Genomic DNA, 19,988 nt, shown 5'->3' on the forward strand with positions numbered 1-19,988 from the left:
GGCTTATGCAAAATACGATTGATCGAGATGGATTTGCGCGTGTCGGTCACGAATAACACCGGCTAATCCGCTTTGATTGAAGAGCAGCCTCTAACAGAAACTCTTCGCAAAGGAACCAGCCGGTGCGCACACAGTCTACTACGGGAATGACGGCCGAGCACTACGCGATCCTCGCCGAACGGATCGAGAACGAGTTCATGTGGCGTCGGCGGCGAGGACGTCCGCGCAGACTTTCCCTCGAGGGAGCATTGCGGGTCACTCTTCTCTATTATCGCCAGAATGTGACCGAGCAGTTGATCGCTGATGTGGTCGGTGTCAGTCAGTCGACCGTGTCGCGAACGATCGCGTCGGTTGAGGCGATGCTCAATGTCGTGATAGACGACGAGCAACCGGACGTCGAGGCCGCGCTCCGCGGGACAACGGCCGTCATCGACGGCACGCTCCTGCCGTGCTGGTCCTGGTCGGACGCGCCAGAGCTGTACTCCGGGAAACACATGACCACGGGGCACAACTGCCAGGTCCTCGCCGATCTCTCCGGTCGGTTGATCCACATTTCGGATCCGATCGCGGGCAAGCATCACGATGCCCACGCGTTTCGAGAAACCGGGTTGGCCGACACCGTTAACCTCTCGAACACGCTGGCCGACAAAGGCTATCAAGGCACCGGAATGGTCACACCAATAAAGAAGAGGCCAAGCGAAGAACATCTGCCAAATTACGCCAAACACCACAATCGCTTCGTGAACACCCACCGCTACGTGATCGAGAGAACAATTGCTAGCATCAAGACCTGGCGGATATTCCACACCGACTACCGGCGGCCACTGCGCACCTTCCGAGATGCCTTCAACGCCGTCCGCGGACTCATCTTTTTCACTCGGCAAAAAACCAATTTTGCATAAGCCTCCTTGTCGCCTGCGCGGGCGAATTTTCAAAGCTTTTCGGTTGCTGATACATTCGGCAGTGAGAACGAGTGCCCGCCAAACGGTGCCGGTTGACACGAACGCTCTTGGTACTCGTTTATGCTATGACCCTGCGAGCTAATGTTGCATTGGGCAGTTAACCCCGCGTTAGGCGGCGTGCGGTAGGCGGTCGCCGGTCGGCAATTTATGCTACAACGTCGCGAACGATCTTGGGGGCCAAGGAAGGGTATGGAGGTAAATAGTCGTCCTATGAACTACAGCTTGTTGGACGGATGGGTGGGAAGCGTGATCGCGAAAAAAGAGCCGTCCGGACGCGCTTTGCGTCCGGACGTCTCTTTTAGCTTTCGCCGAGTTCTCTAAGTTGCTAGGGCTATAACGAAACGCCAGGTTGTATTACTATTTGCAAGCGGGTGACTTCTTGTAGGATGCGTAAGTCGTACTGCCGCTCTTGTAAAGTGAAACGAGCTTGCTATCCACAATTACGTCCTTTTCGGTGCCCTTGACGATGCCGGCGCCACTGTTTCTGATCGTGCCATCGGAACTCTGATAAACGAATGCGCCGGTTGCTCCATCGGAGACGAGCGTCGTTGCGGACTTCGAGTCCGCGGTCGCGCTTTCGATTGGTCCGGTGGTCGTACCATCGGAGAAGTTATAGCGGTATACCCCATCAGCCTTCTTGTAGTAGACGTAGGTCTTTCCGGCGTCGGTGGCTAGGGTAACGAGGCCTGCGCCCGTGTCAACTCCCGTGTCGGTACCCTTGACGAGAACACCGGTACTATTGTAAATGCTTCCGTCCGAGGTCTGGAAGACGAAGGCGCCGCTTCCGGCGTCTGAGATGAGCGAAGTCGCGTCCTTTGAATTCGCGATGGGCCCGGTCGTCGTCTTGGTGGAGAAGTTGTAGATGTAGACGCCGTCGGACTTCTTGTAGTACAGGGATGTGGTCCCGTCGCTTGTCGCGAGGGACGTGAGACGCTGGTCGGTGGATACGCCGGTTGACGTTCCTGGCACGAGACCTCCGCCGCTGTTACGGATGCTCCCGTCCGAGCTCTGGTAAACGAAGGCGCTTCCGCCCGCGTTGGAGATCAGCTTTGTTGCGGTCTTCGAACTCGTATTGGTTGTAGTGTCCGTGATAGGTCCACTCGTCTTCTTGGTGGTGAAGTTGTAGCTATAAACACCGTCGGCTTTTTTGTAGTAGACGGTGGTTTCACCCCCGCTAACCTGTAGAGTGACGAGGCCGTCCCCGGTGTCAACGCCTGTTTCAGTGCCGGGAACGACTGTGCCGTCGCTACTGTGGATTGACCCGTCCGAGTTCTGGAACACGTAACCTCCGCCGGAGGCGGAGGAGATGGTCTTGATCGCGGTTCCCGAGTTAGCCACCGGTCCGGTGGTCGATCCGTCGGTGAAGTTGTAGAGATAAAGTCCGGTCTCTTTGGAGGGGTCCGCAGATACGGGTGCATTCGTGGTCAGGGCATCCGACTTCGCAGCGAAGTTGCTCTTGCCGCCCGTTGAGGGGACCTTGATGTCCGGCAGCGTGACAAGCCCATTGGCATCGGTCGTTCCCGTGTAGGTGGTTGAACCATCGGCGAACGTGTAGCCGTCCTTGAGCGTGACGGTGACGGTCTTGCCCGGGTCGGGAGTGGTGCCGTCGGTGGTGCGCTTGACCTGCACGCCGGTGATGGTGCTGCAAGCAGTTCCGGTGTAAGACGCCTTAGTGAACGCAAGCGTCGGCGTCTTCGACGCGGCGGCAGCCGGCGTCGCGACGGATACGGCGACGACCGGGATGGTCCAGGCCGCGCCCTTGACGATGGTTCGGCGGTGGACGCCGTCCTCCGCGGGGATGGTCCAGTCGGACAGGGGTGACCCGACGTCGCGGAACTTGTCGAAGGAATTGTTTGTCATGTGCTCGATCTTTCGTTTGTGAAGAGGGGGACGAAGGAAGCATTGCCATGACGTTCAAGTGAGGAAGCATCGGGGCCGGAAGTAGTCCGGCCGAAGCCGGAACTTGTGACTGCGCTTCGCATCTGGGGGCAACGAGGCGCACAATCACTTCTCGACGAAGTGCTTTTCGACGAGGATTCGTCGATCAATAAGTGAGTTTTTGGAGAATCTTGTGGCCCCCGACTCGTTACGCCGAAAATACTTGCTTCAAGGAGACATGGCTCAGGATTGGCTGGCCGAGCGAGACTTCCTCGGAGATTTCGATCCGGATTTCCGGCTCGTCTCCGATGAGATCCGCTTCGAGGGTTTCCGTGCTGGTCGGATCTGGCACAGCGAGGGCGCGTACTCCATCGCGCGCTCCTCCCAGGTCGCGCTGTTGATCGTGCAGATCGAGGGGGAGGCGACCCTGCACGTGCCGATGTGGGGAGAGAAGCCCAAGGTGATCGGTCCGGGTGACGTGGCGGTCCTGCCGGGCGGCGGACCCTCCACATTCCGCTTCGCTGCCGCTCGGCCGGTCGCGCGCTATCAGATCGAATTCGATCTGGCCGGGCTTCCTGCTCCGGCGCGCCACGAGTTGGAGCTCGGAATGGTGTTCTCGCAACCGGCGAAGGCGTACCGTGACGCGGTCGTCGCCACCGCGAATATCGCCCTCAACTCGACGATGGTCGGCGGAGAAGCCGGTTTCGCCGACTTCGGCCTGGGACTGCGGCATCTCACCACGGCGCTCCTGCTGCACGCGCTCGAGGCCACAGCACCGGAACATTCGGAGGACGCCGAGAGCTTGCATCGCGCGGCGCTTCGCGTGATCGCGATGCGGGCGACCGATCCCGACTTCACGGTCGAAGAACTCGCGCAGGCTGTCGGTCGATCGCCGCGGAATCTGCGGCACATCTTCGCGCAGGCCGGGTCATCCGCGAAGGCGGCACTCACGGAGGAGCGGGTCAGGCGGGCGCGCATGCACGCGGCCGACGCGGAGCACGGCCGTCGTTTCGCCGACCCCGAGATCGCCCGACTGGCGGGCTTTCGAGACGTTCGAGCCCTGCGCCGCGCGCTCGCACAGCGTCAGGGCCAAGCTCGCGCTGACTCAGCTCGCTCTGACTCACCCATGCCGACTCACTCGCACTGACTCACCCATGCCGACTCACGCGCGCCGCCTCACTTCTTCGTCAGCGACGACTCCTTGTGCGCGGCCTTCGCGTCGGTCTTATCGCTCTGCACGATCCAATAGGGATCGTCGTCCGAGGCGTTGAACTTCTGGCCCTCGAAGTGGAACTCCTTCGTCTTCTTCTCGACGAGTTCGCCGTGGGTCTCCCCCTGCGAGGTGTTCCAGCTGATCTTGTCGCCCTTCTTCACGAGGCGGCTCCTCTCTCTCGGTCGCGCCGCAGCGCGTGGGTCCCCTCACGCGGCAGCGCGATGGTGGTGGTGACATCGACGATCGCCGGAGCGGCGGGCGCCGACGAGAAGCCGAACCGCACGGGCGGCGACAGCGGTCGCAGCGGACCGAGGTCCTCCTCCGCCAGCACGGCGCGGACGCGCTCGATGCGGCGGATCGCCCGCACGCCGTAGTACTCGCGGCGGCCGTGCCCGGCCGACCCGGCCGTGCTGACGCCGCGGACGAGCAGGGAGGCGACCGGCGAGATCGCGGTCAGCCAGGCCGGATGTTCGGCGATCGGACGCGGCACGATCCGCAGCAGCCGGCCGAGCGGCGTGAGACCGCCGAGCCGCAGCTGCACGTCGAGGGGTCCGGCCGAGACGGACAGGCCACCCGCGATCCTCCGCCAGGCCACGGCAGCGATCCGCACCTCGTCGAACGAGTACGTCGACCCGATGACCTCCGCAACCGCCAGGGTGGGCGCAATCAGGAGGCGGTGCCCATCGCCGGTCTCGATCATCGCGTCCGCGAAAGGGCCGAAGGGGGTGTCCTGCCACAGGCCCAGCACGATCCGCGTGCCCGAGGCCGTGCCGAACCCCGCGATACGCCCGCCGAAGCGGAGGTGCCGCGGGTTCCGGCCGGTCATCAGGAGGCCGAGCGCAGCAGTGTGAACGAGCCGTCGCGGACGATCAGCGTGGTGACCTCGTCCTCGACAACCTGGTCGGGGTCGCTCGACGCGGCCAGTCGCCACTCGGCGCCGGGCGCCTCCGGCACGGTGAACTCGACGCCGTTCTCGGCCGCGTTCAGCAGCAGAGCGAAGCTCGCGCTGCCCTCGTGCGAGAAGACGAAGGTGATCGAGCGGGCGTCGGGGTTGTCCCAGTCCTCGTCGGCGAACCCCTTCGCATCCGAGCGGAGGATGTCGACCGTATCGGTGCCGCCGTCGCCGGGCGCTCGGCGGAACCACTTCGGGTGCAGTGCCGGCTCGGCGGTCCGGAGCGCGATCAGCTCGCGAGTGAAGGCGAGCAGTTCGCGGTCGGCATTCTCCCAGTCGAACCACGAGATCTCGTCATCCTGGCAGTAAGCGTTGTTATTGCCGCCCTGAGTGCGGGCGATCTCGTCGCCGCCCAGAATCATCGGTACGCCGGCCGAGAGCAGCAGCGTCGCGAGGAAATTGCGCCGCATGCGGTTGCGCCGCTCGTTGACCGCCGTGTTATCGGTCGGGCCCTCGGCGCCATTGTTGGAGGAGCGGTTATCGCTCTCGCCATCGTTGTTGTCTTCGCCGTTGGCCGCATTGTGCTTGCGGGAGTAGGCGGTGAGGTCGGCCAGGGTGAAGCCGTCGTGCGCGGTGACGAAGTTGACGCTGGCGAGCGGCGAGCGGCGGTCGGCCTCGTAGACGTCGGGCGAGCCGAGCACGCGCTGCGCAGTGGTCCCGAGCACCGAGTCGGCGCCGTGCCAGAAGTCGCGCACGTCGTCGCGGAACTTCCCGTTCCACTCCGACCAGTCCGCGGGAAAGCCGCCGACCTGATAGCCCGCGGTGTCCCACGGCTCGGCGATCATTTTGACGGGCGCGAGCACCGGATCCTGCGCGATCAGATCGAGGAAGGCGCTGTGCACTTCGGCCTCGCCGCTCTGGCGGGTGAGAGTGGTGGCCAGGTCGAAGCGGAAGCCGTCGACGTGCATCTCCGTCACCCAGTAGCGCAGCGAATCCATGATCAATCCCAGGGCGGCCGGGTGCGCGACGTTGAGGCTGTTTCCGGTGCCGGTGGTATCGAAGTAGTTGCCGCGGTCCTCCTCCACCAGGCGGTAGTAGGAGCCGTTGTCGATGCCCTTGAACGAGAGGGTCGGGCCCTTGTCGTTGCCCTCGGCAGTGTGGTTATAGACTACATCGAGGATCACCTCGAGACCTGCCTCGTGGAACGCCTTGACCATCGCCTTGAACTCGTCGACCTGCGAGCCGTCCTCACCGGCGTGCGAGTACTCGTTGTGCGGCGCGAAGAAGCCGAGAGAGTTGTAGCCCCAGTAGTTGCGCAGGCCCTTCTCCTCGAGATGCGAATCCTGCACGAACTGGTGCACGGGGAGCAGCTCGACCGAGGTCACGCCCAGGTCGGTGAAGTGCTTGATCGCGGCGGGATGCGCGAGGCCGCGGTAGGTGCCGCGGATGTCCTCGGGCAGGTCGGGGTGCAGCTTCGTGAAGCCCTTCACGTGCACCTCGTAGACGATGGTTTCCTCGAGCGGGATGCGCGGGGCGGTGTCGCCGCTCCAGTCGAAGGAGGCGGGGTCGGTGACCACGCACCGGGGGACGGCGTGGGCGGAGTCGGCATCGTTCCGGCGGTCCGGCTCGTCGTAGAACTGCCCGAAGACGTCTTCCGACCAGGTGTAGGAGCCCTCGATCGCGGTGGCGTGCGGGTCGAGCAGCAGTTTCGCGGAGTTGTGGCGGAGGCCGTTGGCGGGGTCCCAGGGGCCGTCGACGCGCAGGCCGTAGCGGGTGCCGACGCCCATCCCGGGGACGAGGCCGTGGAAGACGTGGCCGGTCCGCTCGGTGAGGGCGACGCGAGTCTCCACTCCGGACTCGTCGAAGAGGCAGACCTCGACGCTATCCGCGGTCTCGGAGTAGACGGCGACATCGGCGCCGGCGTCGCCGCGGAGCGAGACGCCGAGGGGATACGGGAAGGACCGGGGGGATGCGGGCATGCCTCCATCCTGACCGGCGGCTCCGGGCGCATCGCGCCCTTGTCCCCAGGAGTGCCGACCGCTAATGTTCTCGGCCCGCCCGCTCGTTCTCGGCCCGCCCGCTCGTCGGCGCGGACCGCAGCGATCAGCCGAGTGGAGCCGAGTCGTCGGCCGTGAAGACGATCTTGCCGATGGTGCGGTCCACGCCGGTCGCGCGGCGCGAGAGCACGTCGACGATCTCGCCCAGCGGATGCACGGCACCCGGCTCGGGCCGCAGCTCGCCGGAGGTGGCGAGCGAGATCGCGCGCCCGATCCGCTCGGCCGTCGCCACCACGATCAGGTTGCGCACCCGCGGCCGGTCGCGGCGGAGCGCGCCGACGGCCTGCGCGCCGAGTGCCGGACCGCTCGGCACCAGGGTCGCGATTCGGCCGCCCTTGGCGAGGAGGATCGCCGCGTCGTGGACCGGCAGGTGTCCCGAGACGTCGACGACCGCATCGAAGCGGCCGCGCAGCACCCCGAGGTCGAGCGCGCGGTAGTCGTGCGGCTCCGCGCCGAGCGCGCGGAGGATGTCGGCGGAGGCGGCCGAGCCGGTCGCCGCGACCGTGCAGCCCGCGCGCACCAGTAGCTGGACCGTCGGGTTGCCGATCGCTCCGGAGCCGCCGCTGACGAGGATCCGCTCGCCGGCGCGCACGTGCAGGGCGTCCACGAGGCCGACCGCCGTGCCGCCCGACATCGCGAGCGTGACGGCCTGCACGAAGTCCAGGGAGTCGGGGAGCGGGACGAGCGAGCTGCTGCGGACAATCGACGCATCGGCGAAGGCGTCGCCGTCGCGGGTCATCCCCACCACCCGACCGCCGACGGCGACGGAGTGCGAGCCCGGCCCGAGCGCCTCGACGGTACCGGCGATGTCGAGTCCGAAGCCGTAGGGGCGGGAGCGGCCGGCCGCCATGATCCGTGCAGAGCCGGACAGGATCTTCTCATCCGTCGCGTTGATGCTCGCCGCACGCGTGCGCACCAGCACCTCGCCGCGGCGCGGCATCGGCACCGGAGCCTCCCGCCAGGAGAGCAGGTCGGGCCCACCGAACGTGTCGTACCCGAGTCGTCGCATATCGCTCCCGTCGTCCGTGCCAGCCCTCCGAGCCTAGGGCGTGACCGCAGGGCGGAGGCAGCGCTGCCGACCGGCGGAACCCCTCCAGCGCAGGCCGGGCCGGTGCTACCGTGGCGGCCATGAGCGTAGACGAGAGCCCCGAGTTCGCAGGTTTCGAGGCGACGCCCTCCACCGACGCTGAGGAGGCCGTCGACGTCCGCCCCGCCGACGCGGAGGTCGAGGAGAACACGACGGCCGACGAGAGCCGCGACCCGGACCACGGCTACGACCCGATGAGCGAGAGCGGTTCCGAGAACGCCCCCGAGGACGAGGTGGGCCCGCGGGAGGATGCGGAGGGCCTGCTCGCCCCGGGCAGCACCGCCGAGGGAGCGGGCACCGCGCTCGGCGCCGACGCCGTCGAGGGCGGCGAGTCCCTCGGCGAGAACCCGAGCGCCGGAACCGCCGGCCAGCTGGCCGACGAGCGCTGGCGCACCAACGGCATCAACCCGCTGGGCTGAGCCCTTCTCCGCGGCAGGCGCCGCCCGCCGAGCCGATCACACAGCTAGCGCTCTGGGGGCTTGGAGCAGGAGCGGGGGTCGGCGCCGTAGCGTTCCCGGAGCGCGGCACGCCGGTCGCGCGGACAGGGAGTCCCATGTCGTTGTTCCTGAACCGCACTCGTGAGATCCGCTGGACCGAAGACGAGAGGCGGGCGCTGGCCGAGGCCGTCGCCGAAGACCGGGCCGAGGCCTGGCGCGGAGTCGGATCGCTCGACCGCACCGTCGTCATCTCCACCGAAGACCCCGGGAGCCGTGGCGGCGCTCGCTGGCCCACCGACCACCGGGCATTCCTCCGCGTCGACTGCGGCGACTCCGTGGTGCTCGCGACCGACGGGCTGAGCGATCCCTTCGACCGCCTCGCGCACCCCGGTACCGGCCTCGGCATCGAGCTGTGCCTCGAGACCTCCTCCGTCCGCGGCGTCCCGACCGCCGAACTCTGGAACCACTGGCACTTCCGCCTGCTGTACGAGGCGGCCCGGCGCGCTGCCCTGCAGGGCGTCTCCTGCCGCAGCTCCCTCGACACCGCGCGGATCGGGAACGTCCAGGCGCCGCCCGCCTGGACCGACGAGCAGGGCACCGTCGGCGTCCTCCTGGGCCTGCGCAGCCCCGAACTGCCCGAACGGCTCGACCTCGCAACCGGTCACGCCGATCTGGTCACCCTCACTCCGCTGCGTCCGCAGGAGCACGCCTGGGCTGCCGTCGACGCGGGCGCCCGCGCCGAGATCGCCGCGCGGCTGCGAGCCCTGCCACACGAGGAACTCGTCCACGCGGCCCGGCCGCTGGTGGTCTGAGCGCCGCCGGTGGGGAGTCCGCTGGCGATCAGGTGCCCTCGGGCGGCTCCGAGACCACGATCATCTCACCGGTGTTAGTCGCGCTCGCCATGAGCTGCTCGATCCACTCTCCGCCGTGAAATCGTACCGACGCGCCGAACCTTCCGGCCGCCTCGCGGGCTCCGTGAGTTCGGGAGCAGTCGCGGAGAGGATACCGATATCGCGGACCAGAGAGATGCCTGGAGACGAAGGAGCGGTGGCGCGGAAACGACGGACGCCCCGCCGACCGGATCCGGAGATCCTGGTCGACGGGGCGTCCGAGGTCGGAGATTACTCGCCGACGCCGCGGATGTTCGCGGCCTGCGGGCCCTTGCGGCCCTGCTCGACGTCGTACTCGACGTGCTGGTTCTCGACGAGCTCGCGATAACCCTGCTTCGCGATGGCGGAGAAGTGCGCGAACACGTCGGCGCCTCCGTCGTCGGGAGCGATGAAGCCGAAGCCCTTTTCAGCGTTGAACCACTTAACGGTGCCAGTAGGCATTTCTTTTCCTTATGTGTTAATGACGCCGACCGGGGTCGGCGTCGTCAGAGTCCGCACGAGTGTGCGGTACCCGATCGACTCGTCCTTCGCGGGTGATACACGCGTCGGCCGGAGTCGTCCGGGTCGTCTAGGGGCTGAGCTCGCGCCTCCGGGGGAGGGCGGCTCGGCGGGGGAGAACGTCCCGACCGCCGACGGAGTCGGAGGAACGGGGGTCGAACGAGGAACGGCACGGCTTCCGCGGCGTCCTGTGAAGGGCGGTACCCGCGTGCGAGGCGGGCGTTCGAACCGGAGGACCGAGGGCGATGCGCTCGGTGGGTACGGTCACTATCAGGGGCTGAGTCTCTTCGTCGTGCGACTTCTCAGCCGTGGAATTCGGGCGATCGCCCAGGAGATGATTCGACTCTACGGGATCACTACCCCTGAGCGCGACCGCTGACGCCACACGGGCGCTTCCCAGGGCGCGTCACACGGTCTCCGGGCGCTTCTGCCGTGCCGGCTCGGCGGGATCTGCGGGGCCGTTCCAGATCGACACGATGCCCCAGACCACCGCCGCGATCGGCACAGCGAGCACGGCGCCGACGATCCCGGCCAGGACAGTGCCCACGGTCAGGGCGATCAGCACGATCAGCGGGTGCAGTTTGAGCGAGCGGGCCATCACGACCGGCTGGAGGAAGTTGCCCTCGAGCTGGTTCACCACGATGACCACCAGGATCACGATCAGCGCCGCGATCGGCCCGTTCGCGACCAAAGCGACGAGAGCGGCGAGGATGCCGGCGGCCGTCGCTCCGACGATCGGGATGAACGCGGTCAGGAAGACGATGACGGCCAGCGGGATCGCCAGCGGCACCTGGATGATCGCCAGAGCGACTCCGATGCCGAGCGCGTCGACCGCCGCGATGGTCGCCGTGCCGCGGACGTAACCGCCGAGCACGTCCACTGTCTTGTGCCCCACACGCTTGGCGCGCTCGTAGTCCGCGCCGGTGAAGGGACGCAGGAGGAACTCCCAGATCTTCGGCCCGTCCTTCATGAAGAAGAAGAGCACCACGATCATCAGCACCAGGCCGGTGATGAAGTTCGCCGCCGCCGAGACTCCGGCGAGCGCGCCGCTCCCGAACGAGCTCGAGGTGAGGAAGTCGACGACCGACTGGCGGGCCGACTCGATCTGCTCATCCGTGATCTGGAAAGGCAGGTGCTGCACGTAGTCCTGCAGCGAAGTGATGCCGTCGGAGGCGCTCCTGACCAGCTCGTCCCACTGGCTGCGGACCGCGACCGTGATCAGCCACGCGACCGCGCTGAGGATCGCGAGCAGACCGATCAGGGCCAGCCAGGTCGCGAGGATCGACGGCACGCCCTTGCGCCGCATCCACGCCAGCACCGGGTGGATCGCCGCGGCAAGGATGATTGCGATCATCACCGGGATGAGCACCAGCGTGAGCTGCGTCATCGCGAACACGAGCACCGAGGCCAGCAGCAGCACGACGACCACCTGCAGGCAGCGGGTGGCGAAGCGGCCGAGGCCGTCGCTCCAGAGGCGCCGTTGCGGTTCGGGTGCGCTGGGCCGCGGCTCGGCGGCGCTAGTCGAGGAGTCGGTGCGGTCGAAGAAGCCCATGACGGGACGGTATCGGCTCGGGCGAGCCTCCCGTCCCACCTTGACACCCCGTGCTGCACGCTCGACGCCCCGTGCGAGCCGAGCCCGAACCGCGTCGCACGGCGTGCGTCCCGGTCGGGCGACAGCTGCGAAATCCGTCGCGCAGCCCGAGAGTCGCAGGGTGAAACTACCTACCCGGCTCTCCGGAACGGAGGAGACCGTTGCGCTGGCGACGGATCCCGCACTACAGTCGCCGTGTTCATGCAGGCGCATGGGGTGCGGCACCCGAAGCCGCACTGCATCGCCCTGCTCGGAGCAGACGCCTCCGCCGGGAGGGATGAGGATCCTCTCCCGGCGGGAGGCGCACCGGGCCGCTCTGCTCGCGTGCCGTCGGCCCTATGCAGGGACGCGCACCGTCAGTCCGCCCGGCTCGATCCAGGTGCGGAACGCTGCGGTCGAGCCGAACGCATCGCCGTCGAGTTCAATCTCCTGCGCTCGCTCGAGGCGCACCGTGAGGTCCCGGCCCTTCACGTAGCGCAGCGCCGACACCTCCTTGGTCAGCCCCATCAGCTTCGTGCCGACGACGCCGCTGCGGCGGAGGACTCCGTTCTCCCACACGACCTTGAAGATGATCTGCGCCCAGCCGAAGAAGCCCTCGGGGCGCAGCAGCACGATGTCGAACTCGCCGTCGTCGACGGCCGCGTCCGGCAGCAGCAGGATGTTCGCGGGCAGTGCTCCGCAGTTGCCCACGATGATCGTGTGGGCGCGCACCCTGCGGGTCCTCGAGCCGTCGAGGCGGTAGCGGAATTCGAGCTGGTTCTTATCGAGCAGTGCCTTGCGCAGGGCGTCCACGTAGGCGAGCCAGCCGGCGCGCTTCTTCAGGTCGTCGTCGGTGTTGGCGAGCATCTTCGCGTCGATCCCGAGGCCCGCCATCACGACGTAGGCGTGGCGGTCGCGGCCCGTGGACGTCTCGATGTCGATCAGCCCGACGTCGATCGCGCGGTCCTTACCCGAGAAGGCGACGGTGAGGGAGTTGTCGATGTCGTCGAGCGTGAGAGTGAGGTTGCGGGCGAGCAGGTTGCCGGTGCCGGAGGGGAGCAGCGCGAGTGCGGCGCCGGAGCCGCGCAGGGCCTCGGCGACGACCCGCACGGTGCCGTCGCCGCCGGCCGCGATCACGACGTCGGCACCCGCGTCGAGGGCCTGCCTCGTCTGGCCGGCCCCGGGATCCTCGACCGAGGTCTCGTACCAGAGCGTCTCTTCCCAGCCGGCGGCCGCTTCGGCGCGCGCGACAGCGGCCTTCACCGCCTCGAGGTCGACCTTGACGGGGTTGTAGACGAGGGCGGCGCGGCGCCGCTCAGGCATCGTCGCGGCTCTCGTCGAGCTCGTCGCCGTTCTCGTCGACCCGGCCCGGACGCACGGCGGTGTCCTCGCGGATGTCGATGCGGGTGTCGCCGGTATCGGTGGTCGTGACGTCGATGCGGGGGGCCGCGTCGGCCTCCGTCGCTTTCGGGGCGCTGGTCAGCTGGTCGCGGCGGTCGTCCGCGCTCTGGTCGGTCATGACCTGGACGGTAGCAGCGGGCAAGCGGCGCGCGCGTGGGCTTGCGGCGGAGCGCAACGTCAGCTGAGAGGCCTCGTCAGCCACCATCGTGGATGAGAAGGTGCCTCAGCTGACGTTGTGTCAGCGGCTCCGCGCTGCCTGGAGTCCCCAGAGCACCAGCGGGACCTGCAACGGCAGGCGCAGCAGGGTGATCGCGCGGGTCCGCGGCCGTCGGGCGTCGAGCGCCATCTGCACATTCCCGGGAAAAACCGCGGCCATCAGGGCGGCGGACGCGACACCGCCCAGACCGCGCGTGCGCGGGTGCAGCGTCGCCGCCGCGCAGGCCAGCTCCGCGACTCCCGAGACGAGGACCCAGCCGCGGGCCGAGCCGGGCATCCCGCGCGGCACGACGGCATCGAACGTCCGCGGGTGCACCAGGTGCACGACTCCCGAGACCGCCATTGCCGCGACGAGGACGCGCGGGCCGGCGCCCAGGCGGCTCATCGTCCCTCCGCGCCGCGCTCGAGCGGAGCGACGTGGTCGAGGATGCGCCGCCACTCGCGGACCAGAGCCAGCCGCCCCGCGCCGTCGACCGATGCGGTGCGGGCCCGAGGGAGGCGGCTGCGGTACCAGCGGCCATCCTCGGCGCCGGCCACCGGATCCGCGTCGCCGTGCACGATCAGTGTCTCGGCGGCCACCGAGTCGAGGTCCTCGGCCCAGGACCCGTCGCGGAGTGCCGCGAGGTCGGTCGCTGCGCCGCCCGGACCCTGTCGCCAGCCCTCGCCGAGCATCCGCTCGAGCCGGTTGCGCAGGCCGCCGTGGCTGGCGAGCACGGGGTCATCGGAGTCGATGCCGAGTGCGTCCAGGCCCGGCTGCGTCTGCGGCAGGGCGGCGGCGATCGCGGCGGCGTCCTCCCCGCGGAGGGTCTCCCGGCGCTCCCAGGCGGAGGTCGGGCGCACGATCACTCCGGCCTGCGGGGGAGCGGGCGTGCCGACTAGCGCGAGGCGGTCGACGAGGTCGGGGTGCCGGGCGGCGAGCGAGAGCGCGAAGACTCCGCCGGAGCCCCAGCCGACCACACCGACGCTGCCGAAGCGGGCGCCCTCGACCATACGGGCGGTGCGCTCGGAGCGGCGCAGGAACTCGGCGAGGTCGTCCGCGCGGTCCTCGACGCGGCCGTGCCCGGCGTCGACCGGGTCGGAGGCGCCATAGCCGGGGCGGTCGAGGATCAGCAGGTGCAGGCCCCAGGGGCCCGTGACGATCGGATCGGGATCGAAGCCGCCCGCGCCAGGAGTGGGATGGCAGAACACCACCAGCCGGTCGGCGACGGGGTCGCCCGCCGCCGAGACGCCCATCCCGCGGCCGGACCGCAGCTCGAAACGGTGGTTCGCCATGTCGCCTCCCGGTGCGCCGAGAGTAGGCGCCTCACCCCCATTCAACCGGACGCAGCAGGCCGCGTGCTGAGCCGTGTGCCCAACGAACCGCCCCCGCCCTCCCGCCTCCCGCCCCCTCGCTCTGATTCGTCACGAACGGCTCCGTGGGGGCGCGGATGACGACCGTTCGTGACGAATCGAAGCGCCGCCGCCGCGGGGGGTCAACCCCGGTGACACGGCGGCGGGCGTTCGGTGGACTGGATGATCTCTGCAGAAGGGATGCCCCATGATTCGCACAGCGCTACCCAAGACCGTCGACGACGTGGAGCTCGATCCGGTCGGCGAGGACGGCTGGCGCGTCCGCGCCCGAACCGAAGACCCGCAGGAGCCGGAGGCCGTGCTCGGCTTCATCACACCGGTGGGCGGCGGCTTCGAGGCGCACCGGCTCGGCCTCCCGCAGGAGGATGTGGCCTGCTCGTCACTGCAGGACGCCCTCTCGATGTACGTCGCCGAGGAGCCGCTGCCCGCGTGGATCCGCTCCGCCCGGAAGGACCCGAGCGTCGGCTTCCTCGGCGAGCACGAGGTCGTGGTCGGCACCCCTGAGGCGGAGGGGGCGGGCCTCCTGGTCGTGCACATCGACGGTGAGCTTGCTGGACACGTCGTCGCGACCACTCCGATCGCCTTCGTCGCCGAGCGCGGCGACCTCCCTCCGCTGGTGGTCGAGTCGATGGACGGGCTGCTGGCGCTCGTCTCGGGACTGCGGCCGTAATCTCTGCTCACCGGTGCTCGGGTCGGATCCTGATCCGGTCGCCGTCGGCGTGGCCGATGGTGGCTAACTCTCAGTGGACGGCGCACGACGAGCGCGCCGGCTCACGACAGGGGGCACGTCCAGGACCGGAACGGCGCGCTTCATGAACCGATCGACGTCGGGCACGGTGAAGGCGGCGAAACCGTGCTGAGGAGTGAAAAGGAGGCCCATCTCGATCAGTTCAGCTCTGGTGGGACCGGATTGCTGCGACGACCGGCCGAGGAGCGCGGCGACATCGCTCGCCTTCTGCGGCTCCGGACCGCGGAATCGGCCTTCGCCGTGCTTGACCGCCTCGAACTCGATGAACTCCCAGTTCTCCTCCAGCGCGATCGAGCGAAAGCTGTTCAGGAGGACCGTCTTCCCCACGCTCCGCAGGCCGGTGATGATCATGGACTGCTCCGTGCGCCCTCGCCGCAGACGACGAAGGAGGGTGCGGAAGGCCGTCGTCTGCTCGTCGCGACCGATCAGAGTCTCCGGTAGCGCTCCGGCGTTCGGCGTGGAGGGGTTGTCAACGGCATCCATGACGACGATTTTTTTGAGGTTTAGAGCGTTTTATCCAGATTCCCTCAAGCGCTCTTACTCTCAGAAAACGCGTCGAGCGCGCCAGGCCGTCAGCCCCTTCGGGACCCGATCCCGCCTTCTGAACCCCGAACCCGGGGATGGCTGGCAGGATGTACGGGACGGTCGGTGCGCAAAGGCGCGCCGCACGGACGGCACCGCCCGCTGAACAGCGGCCCCGCCGCCCCCGTCCCGCAGACCTCCACCCGCTCCCGACAGCGCTCACAGCGCCGGAGCGACACACCACCGCGGCCCGACCGGGCGCGCGGTCGGACCCTGCGCCGAGCGCATGCGTCCAGCCACTCCCTCCTGAAAGTCCCGCATGAGAAACGCCAGAACCGCCAAGCCCGCCCGCCACCACCTCGAGCTCCCCAAGCCCAAGCCCCTCGAGAAGGGCGCAATGCGGATCACTCCGCTCGGCGGCCTCGGCGAGATCGGCCGCAACATGACCGTCTTCGAGCACAAGGGCAAGCTGCTCATCGTCGACTGCGGCGTTCTCTTCCCCGAGGAGAACCAGCCCGGCATCGACGTGATCCTCCCCGACTTCGCCGCGATCCGCTCGCGCCTGAAGGACATCGAGGCCATCGTGCTCACCCACGGCCACGAGGATCACATCGGCGGTGTGCCGTACCTGCTGAAGGAGCGCGGCGACATCCCGATCATCGCCTCGACCTTCACCCTCGCGCTGATCAGCGCGAAGCTCACCGAGCACCGGATCACCCCGCGCACCCGCCCGGTGAAGGAGGGCGACCGCGTCGACGCCGGCGTTTTCAACCTCGAGTTCCTCGCGGTCAACCACTCCATCCCGGACGGCCTCGCCGTCGCGATCCGCACCGAGGCCGGCCTCGTGCTGCACACGGGTGACTTCAAGATGGATCAGTTCCCGCTGGACGGTCGCACCACCGACCTCCCCGGCTTCGCCCGCCTGGGCGATGAGGGAGTCGACCTGTTCCTGGTCGACTCCACCAACGCCGATGTCCCCGGCTTCGCGATCTCAGAGGGCGACCTCGCCCCCGCGATCGACCAGGTGTTCCGCACCGCGCCGCGCCGCATCGTCGTGTCGAGCTTTGCGAGCCATGTGCACCGCATCCAGCAGGTCCTCGACGCGGCGCACCGCCACGGCCGCAAGGTCGCTTTCGTCGGCCGCTCGATGGTGCGCAACATGGGCATCGCCGCCGATCTCGGCTACCTCAAGATCCCGGCCGGCCTCGTCGTGGACATGAAGATGCTCGAGAAGCTGCCCGCGACCGAGATCGTGATGATCTGCACCGGATCGCAGGGCGAGCCGATGGCGGCGCTCTCGCGGATGGCCAATAAGGACCACATCATCGACATCGGCCCCGGCGACACGGTGCTGCTGGCCAGCTCGCTGATCCCCGGTAACGAGAACGCGATCTACCGGATCATCAACGCCTTCACTCGCTGGGGCGCGACCGTTGTGCACAAGGGCAACGCCAAGGTGCACGTCTCGGGACACGCCAGCGCGGGCGAACTCGCCTACTGCTACAACATCCTCCGCCCCACGGCGGTGCTCCCCGTGCACGGCGAGTGGCGCCACCTCACCGCCAATGCGGCCATCGCGACTCGCACCGGGATCGACGAGAAGGACGTCTTCGTCATCGAGGACGGCGTCTCGATCGACCTGGTGAAGGGCCGCTCGCGCATCAGCGGGCGCATCCCGGCCGATCAGATCCTGGTCGACGGCACCACGATGGGCGTCGCGACCGAGGACGCCATGAACGATCGCATCGTGCTCGCGGAGGAGGGTGCCATCACGGTCCTCGCCATCGCCGACCTCGACCGGGGCACGCTCGGCGAGCCCGTCGAATTCTTCACTCGCGGCTTCGTCGAGGAGCCGGGTTGGAAGGCGAACGCGAGTAAGGCGATCGACGACGCGGTCCTGCAGGCCGCGGGCAAGCCGGTCGAGCTGGAGGCGATGGAGGCGTTGATCACGCGCACCCTCGGCCGCTGGCTGACTCGCCGTCACCGCCGCAATCCGGTCATCACGACGATCGTCGTCGAGGAGTAGGCGCCGCAGCGCCCGCGCTCCGCGCCACGCTCCTCCCGACACAAGTGTCGGGTGGTAGCGTGGCGCGCGCCCGCACTCTACGGGCCGAACAAGGAGGCGTCATGGCCAGCACTGAAGTCGCCGTCGAGATTCCGGCGGTGTCCGACGCTTCTCCGAGCAGGCGTCGCCCGGCGGTCCCCGCTGAGTCTGCGATCCAGGCGCGGGTCGCGCTCCTCATCGACTCGCTCGGAAGCGGCGCCGAGCTGGCGCGTCTCCTCGACGTCCATCGCGGCCAGCCGTCGCAGTGGAGCAAGGGCAACGAGCAGCCTGCGCCGCGGACGATCCAGCTGCTGCTCGATCTCGACTACGTCATGGCGAAGGCCCGGCAGGCGTGGTCGGGCCGCGCGGCGATCGACTGGCTGACCGGCTCCTGTGCCCTCCTCGACGGCGCGCGGCCGATCGACGTCCTCAAGGCGTCCGGCAGCACACCGGTTGTCCAGGCCCTCGACGTCGCAATGGCGTAGACCGTGCTGGTCTATCGGGTCTTCGCCCACGATCCGGAGGCGGGGCCCGGCGCCTCCGGGCACCCGGACCACGTCTACAGCCCGGCGCAGGGATTCTCCCGGCTCGACAATCCCGCGTCGTACACGACCTGGTACTTCGGGCAGACACCCGAGGTCGCGATCGGCGAGTCCTTCGGAGACCTGGCGGTGTGGTCCGAGGACATGTTCGAGACTCCGTGGTTGCGCGCCGGCCGCCGTGTCCTCGGGGTGTTCGACATCCCCGACGACACGCCCCTGCTCGACCTCGATGACGCAAGGAGCCTCCTCGATCGGTCTCTGCGTCCCACGCAGGTCGTCACGCGGGTGCGCGCGGTGAGCCAGGCCTGGGCGCTGAGCATGTTTCAGGAGCAGCGTCACGGCCGGCGGTGCTGGGACGGTGTGCGGTGGTGGTCCTACCAGCGCCCTCACTGGACGGTGCTCGGACTGTGGCACGAGCCGACGTCGCCGCCTCGATATCGGTTCGTCGAGGCGCAGCGGCTCTCCCGAGAGCATCCGGCGGTCGTGTCGGCGCGAGCCTCGCTGCAGAAGGCGTGGCACTAGCCGAGCCGGGCTGTCACGTCGGGGTGTGACGCCGACCTGTCACGTCTGCGTCTGCCTCCGCTACCCCCTGCCCCGCTCGCCGCGGGCGGAGCAGAGTGGGACGGTCGGCAGGTCGCCGACGCGAAGGGAGAGCGCCATGAGCACCGACCGCACCACGGGCGAGGACACCGACAAGACCGAGGACCTCCCCGATGGCACCGGGACGGACACCTCCTCCGGCGGCGGCGACACCGACACCGTCTCCGGTGGCGAGCCGGACGAGCCCACCGAGTAGAGCCGCGAACGATGCAGGGCGAGACCGACCGGTCCCGCCCTGCATCGTTGAGATCAGATCAGCGTTCCGTCGTTCAGATCAGCGGACCGTCGCTCTCGCTCGAGCGGCGCGTGACCTGCTCGCCGCTGGCCGGGTCGACGGCCGAGCGTGTGGTCGAGACGGCTTGGCGACGGCGTGTCAACAGGACCAGCCCGAGAATCAGGCCGACCGCTCCGGCCGCCATCAGGATGTAGCCGACCAGCTTGAGGTCGATCCCCGATACCTGCACGTCCACGGCGAAGGCGAGGACCGCGCCGACGATGAGGAGGAAGATTCCTGCTCCGATGCTCATTGCGTACTCCTTCTGACTGCCGCCGGAGCGCGCGCGGGGAGCGCGCAGGGGCACCGGCGATTGCCCCACGCTAGGCCCGGGGTCCAAAGCCCCCCAGGCCTTCCGGCGGAGGGTCCCGCGGGTGTAGGGCCGGGGCGGCGTCAGCGGTCGATGACGCGGAGCATCACGCGAGTACGGTCGGCGCGCGTCGCCAGGCCCTCGATCAGGAGGAACACCCGGTACTCGAGCCGGTACTTGCCCAGGAACACCCGGCCCAGCCGCTCGACCTCCCCGGCATCGGCGTCGATCCGGGCGGCCGCCTCGATCGGCACCGCGTAGTCGGAGACGCGGCCACGGCGGTCGCACGGCACCAGCGTCACCCGCGTGTCGTTGCGGATCCGCTTCACCTTTCCGCTGCGGCGGGGAGTGGTCACTATCAGCTCATCGCCGTCGCGGGCGATCCAGACCGGAGTCGAGACGGCATCGCCGGACCTGCGGTACGTGGTGAGGGAGACGAAGCGTTCGTCGGCGAGAGCGGAAAGGGCGGGAGAGAGGGCCATGTCGGAAGTAGAGCG

23 protein-coding genes are annotated in these 19,988 nt (G+C 68.3%); 9 read left to right on the forward strand and 14 right to left on the reverse strand.

The window, feature by feature from the left end; genetic code table 11:
• Nucleotides 1-146: 146 nt before the first annotated feature.
• The gene (locus A6122_RS01650) at nt 147-902 is read left to right on the forward strand and encodes a transposase family protein (protein WP_084415693.1); all 756 of its coding nucleotides are present in this window, start codon (nt 147-149) and stop codon (nt 900-902) included.
• Nucleotides 903-1,319: 417 nt separating this feature from the next.
• On the opposite strand, the gene A6122_RS01655 is transcribed toward A6122_RS01650, so the two are convergent.
• Nucleotides 1,320-2,822 (reverse strand): hypothetical protein, encoded by a 1,503-nt coding sequence (locus A6122_RS01655; protein WP_068250830.1) that lies wholly within the window; start codon nt 2,820-2,822, stop codon nt 1,320-1,322.
• Between the two features lie 256 nt (nt 2,823-3,078).
• Between A6122_RS01655 and A6122_RS01660 the strand changes: the two genes are divergently transcribed.
• The gene (locus A6122_RS01660; RefSeq protein WP_068250833.1) at nt 3,079-3,987 is read left to right on the forward strand and encodes a helix-turn-helix domain-containing protein; all 909 of its coding nucleotides are present in this window, start codon (nt 3,079-3,081) and stop codon (nt 3,985-3,987) included.
• A 29-nt stretch (nt 3,988-4,016) separates the two neighbouring features.
• Here the strand turns inward: A6122_RS01660 and A6122_RS01665 are convergent, their stop codons facing one another.
• The 4 genes from A6122_RS01665 to A6122_RS01680 form a co-directional block, all read right to left on the reverse strand.
• Entirely contained in the window at nt 4,017-4,214 is a 198-nt protein-coding gene (locus tag A6122_RS01665; RefSeq protein WP_068250835.1) for a hypervirulence associated TUDOR domain-containing protein, read from the reverse strand.
• Complete coding sequence (locus A6122_RS01670) at nt 4,211-4,879, reverse strand: hypothetical protein (RefSeq protein ID WP_068250838.1); 669 nt, start codon at nt 4,877-4,879, stop codon at nt 4,211-4,213. The genes A6122_RS01665 and A6122_RS01670 overlap by 4 nt, the downstream gene beginning before the upstream one ends.
• The gene (gene glgX / locus A6122_RS01675; RefSeq protein ID WP_068250841.1) at nt 4,879-6,924 is read right to left on the reverse strand and encodes a glycogen debranching protein GlgX; all 2,046 of its coding nucleotides are present in this window, start codon (nt 6,922-6,924) and stop codon (nt 4,879-4,881) included. Before glgX ends, A6122_RS01670 begins: the two co-directional genes overlap by 1 nt.
• 124 nt (nt 6,925-7,048) lie before the next feature.
• Nucleotides 7,049-8,011: an NADP-dependent oxidoreductase gene (locus A6122_RS01680; RefSeq protein ID WP_068250843.1), complete on the reverse strand. Its 963-nt coding sequence runs from the start codon at nt 8,009-8,011 to the stop codon at nt 7,049-7,051.
• 119 nt (nt 8,012-8,130) lie between these two features.
• Between A6122_RS01680 and A6122_RS01685 the strand changes: the two genes are divergently transcribed.
• Together A6122_RS01685 and A6122_RS01690 are read left to right on the forward strand one after the other, a co-directional pair.
• Nucleotides 8,131-8,508, forward strand: a complete 378-nt coding sequence (locus A6122_RS01685) for a hypothetical protein (RefSeq protein ID WP_146085057.1) — start codon at nt 8,131-8,133, stop codon at nt 8,506-8,508.
• Nucleotides 8,509-8,642: 134 nt separating this feature from the next.
• Complete coding sequence (locus tag A6122_RS01690) at nt 8,643-9,338, forward strand: hypothetical protein (protein WP_068250849.1); 696 nt, start codon at nt 8,643-8,645, stop codon at nt 9,336-9,338.
• A 309-nt stretch (nt 9,339-9,647) separates the two neighbouring features.
• On the opposite strand, the gene A6122_RS01695 is transcribed toward A6122_RS01690, so the two are convergent.
• From A6122_RS01695 to A6122_RS01720, 6 genes are all read right to left on the reverse strand, one after another.
• Nucleotides 9,648-9,857, reverse strand: a complete 210-nt coding sequence (locus A6122_RS01695; RefSeq protein WP_068250852.1) for a cold-shock protein — start codon at nt 9,855-9,857, stop codon at nt 9,648-9,650.
• Nucleotides 9,858-10,320: 463 nt separating this feature from the next.
• Nucleotides 10,321-11,466: an AI-2E family transporter gene (locus A6122_RS01700; RefSeq protein ID WP_068250855.1), complete on the reverse strand. Its 1,146-nt coding sequence runs from the start codon at nt 11,464-11,466 to the stop codon at nt 10,321-10,323.
• A gap of 375 nt (nt 11,467-11,841) precedes the next feature.
• Nucleotides 11,842-12,807: a diacylglycerol/lipid kinase family protein gene (locus tag A6122_RS01705; protein WP_068250858.1), complete on the reverse strand. Its 966-nt coding sequence runs from the start codon at nt 12,805-12,807 to the stop codon at nt 11,842-11,844.
• Complete coding sequence (locus tag A6122_RS01710; protein ID WP_068256825.1) at nt 12,800-13,003, reverse strand: hypothetical protein; 204 nt, start codon at nt 13,001-13,003, stop codon at nt 12,800-12,802. Before A6122_RS01710 ends, A6122_RS01705 begins: the two co-directional genes overlap by 8 nt.
• Nucleotides 13,004-13,123: 120 nt before the next feature.
• Nucleotides 13,124-13,486, reverse strand: a complete 363-nt coding sequence (locus tag A6122_RS01715) for a DoxX family protein (RefSeq protein WP_068250861.1) — start codon at nt 13,484-13,486, stop codon at nt 13,124-13,126.
• A complete protein-coding gene (locus A6122_RS01720; protein ID WP_068250865.1) occupies nt 13,483-14,373 on the reverse strand; it encodes an alpha/beta fold hydrolase in 891 nt (296 codons plus the stop codon). The genes A6122_RS01715 and A6122_RS01720 overlap by 4 nt, the downstream gene beginning before the upstream one ends.
• 265 nt (nt 14,374-14,638) lie before the next feature.
• Between A6122_RS01720 and A6122_RS01725 the strand changes: the two genes are divergently transcribed.
• Complete coding sequence (locus tag A6122_RS01725; protein WP_068250869.1) at nt 14,639-15,121, forward strand: hypothetical protein; 483 nt, start codon at nt 14,639-14,641, stop codon at nt 15,119-15,121.
• A 63-nt stretch (nt 15,122-15,184) separates the two neighbouring features.
• On the opposite strand, the gene A6122_RS01730 is transcribed toward A6122_RS01725, so the two are convergent.
• Nucleotides 15,185-15,682 carry an AAA family ATPase gene (locus tag A6122_RS01730; protein WP_068250874.1) on the reverse strand — a complete coding sequence of 166 codons (498 nt, stop codon included), beginning with the start codon at nt 15,680-15,682 and terminating at the stop codon, nt 15,185-15,187.
• Between the two features lie 358 nt (nt 15,683-16,040).
• On the opposite strand from A6122_RS01730, the gene A6122_RS01735 reads away from it, so the two are divergent.
• The 4 genes from A6122_RS01735 (at nt 16,041) to A6122_RS16295 (ending at nt 19,103) form a co-directional block, all read left to right on the forward strand.
• A complete protein-coding gene (locus A6122_RS01735) occupies nt 16,041-17,747 on the forward strand; it encodes a ribonuclease J (protein ID WP_068250877.1) in 1,707 nt (568 codons plus the stop codon).
• Between the two features lie 101 nt (nt 17,748-17,848).
• On the forward strand, nt 17,849-18,250 hold the full coding sequence (locus tag A6122_RS01740; RefSeq protein WP_084415745.1) for a hypothetical protein: 402 nt from the start codon (nt 17,849-17,851) through the stop codon (nt 18,248-18,250).
• 3 nt (nt 18,251-18,253) lie between these two features.
• Nucleotides 18,254-18,829, forward strand: coding sequence for an RES domain-containing protein (locus A6122_RS01745; RefSeq protein WP_068250878.1), 576 nt, complete (start codon nt 18,254-18,256; stop codon nt 18,827-18,829).
• 136 nt (nt 18,830-18,965) lie between these two features.
• The gene (locus tag A6122_RS16295; protein ID WP_157593772.1) at nt 18,966-19,103 is read left to right on the forward strand and encodes a hypothetical protein; all 138 of its coding nucleotides are present in this window, start codon (nt 18,966-18,968) and stop codon (nt 19,101-19,103) included.
• A 73-nt stretch (nt 19,104-19,176) separates the two neighbouring features.
• On the opposite strand, the gene A6122_RS01750 is transcribed toward A6122_RS16295, so the two are convergent.
• Both A6122_RS01750 and A6122_RS01755 read right to left on the reverse strand, forming a co-directional pair.
• Nucleotides 19,177-19,434 carry a DUF6458 family protein gene (locus A6122_RS01750; protein WP_068250879.1) on the reverse strand — a complete coding sequence of 86 codons (258 nt, stop codon included), beginning with the start codon at nt 19,432-19,434 and terminating at the stop codon, nt 19,177-19,179.
• Between the two features lie 140 nt (nt 19,435-19,574).
• Entirely contained in the window at nt 19,575-19,973 is a 399-nt protein-coding gene (locus A6122_RS01755; RefSeq protein WP_068250880.1) for a PPOX class F420-dependent oxidoreductase, read from the reverse strand.
• Between the last annotated feature and the right edge of the window lie 15 nt (nt 19,974-19,988).

The organism is Rathayibacter tritici (genome assembly GCF_001641005.1).
Taxonomy (GTDB): domain Bacteria; phylum Actinomycetota; class Actinomycetes; order Actinomycetales; family Microbacteriaceae; genus Rathayibacter; species Rathayibacter tritici.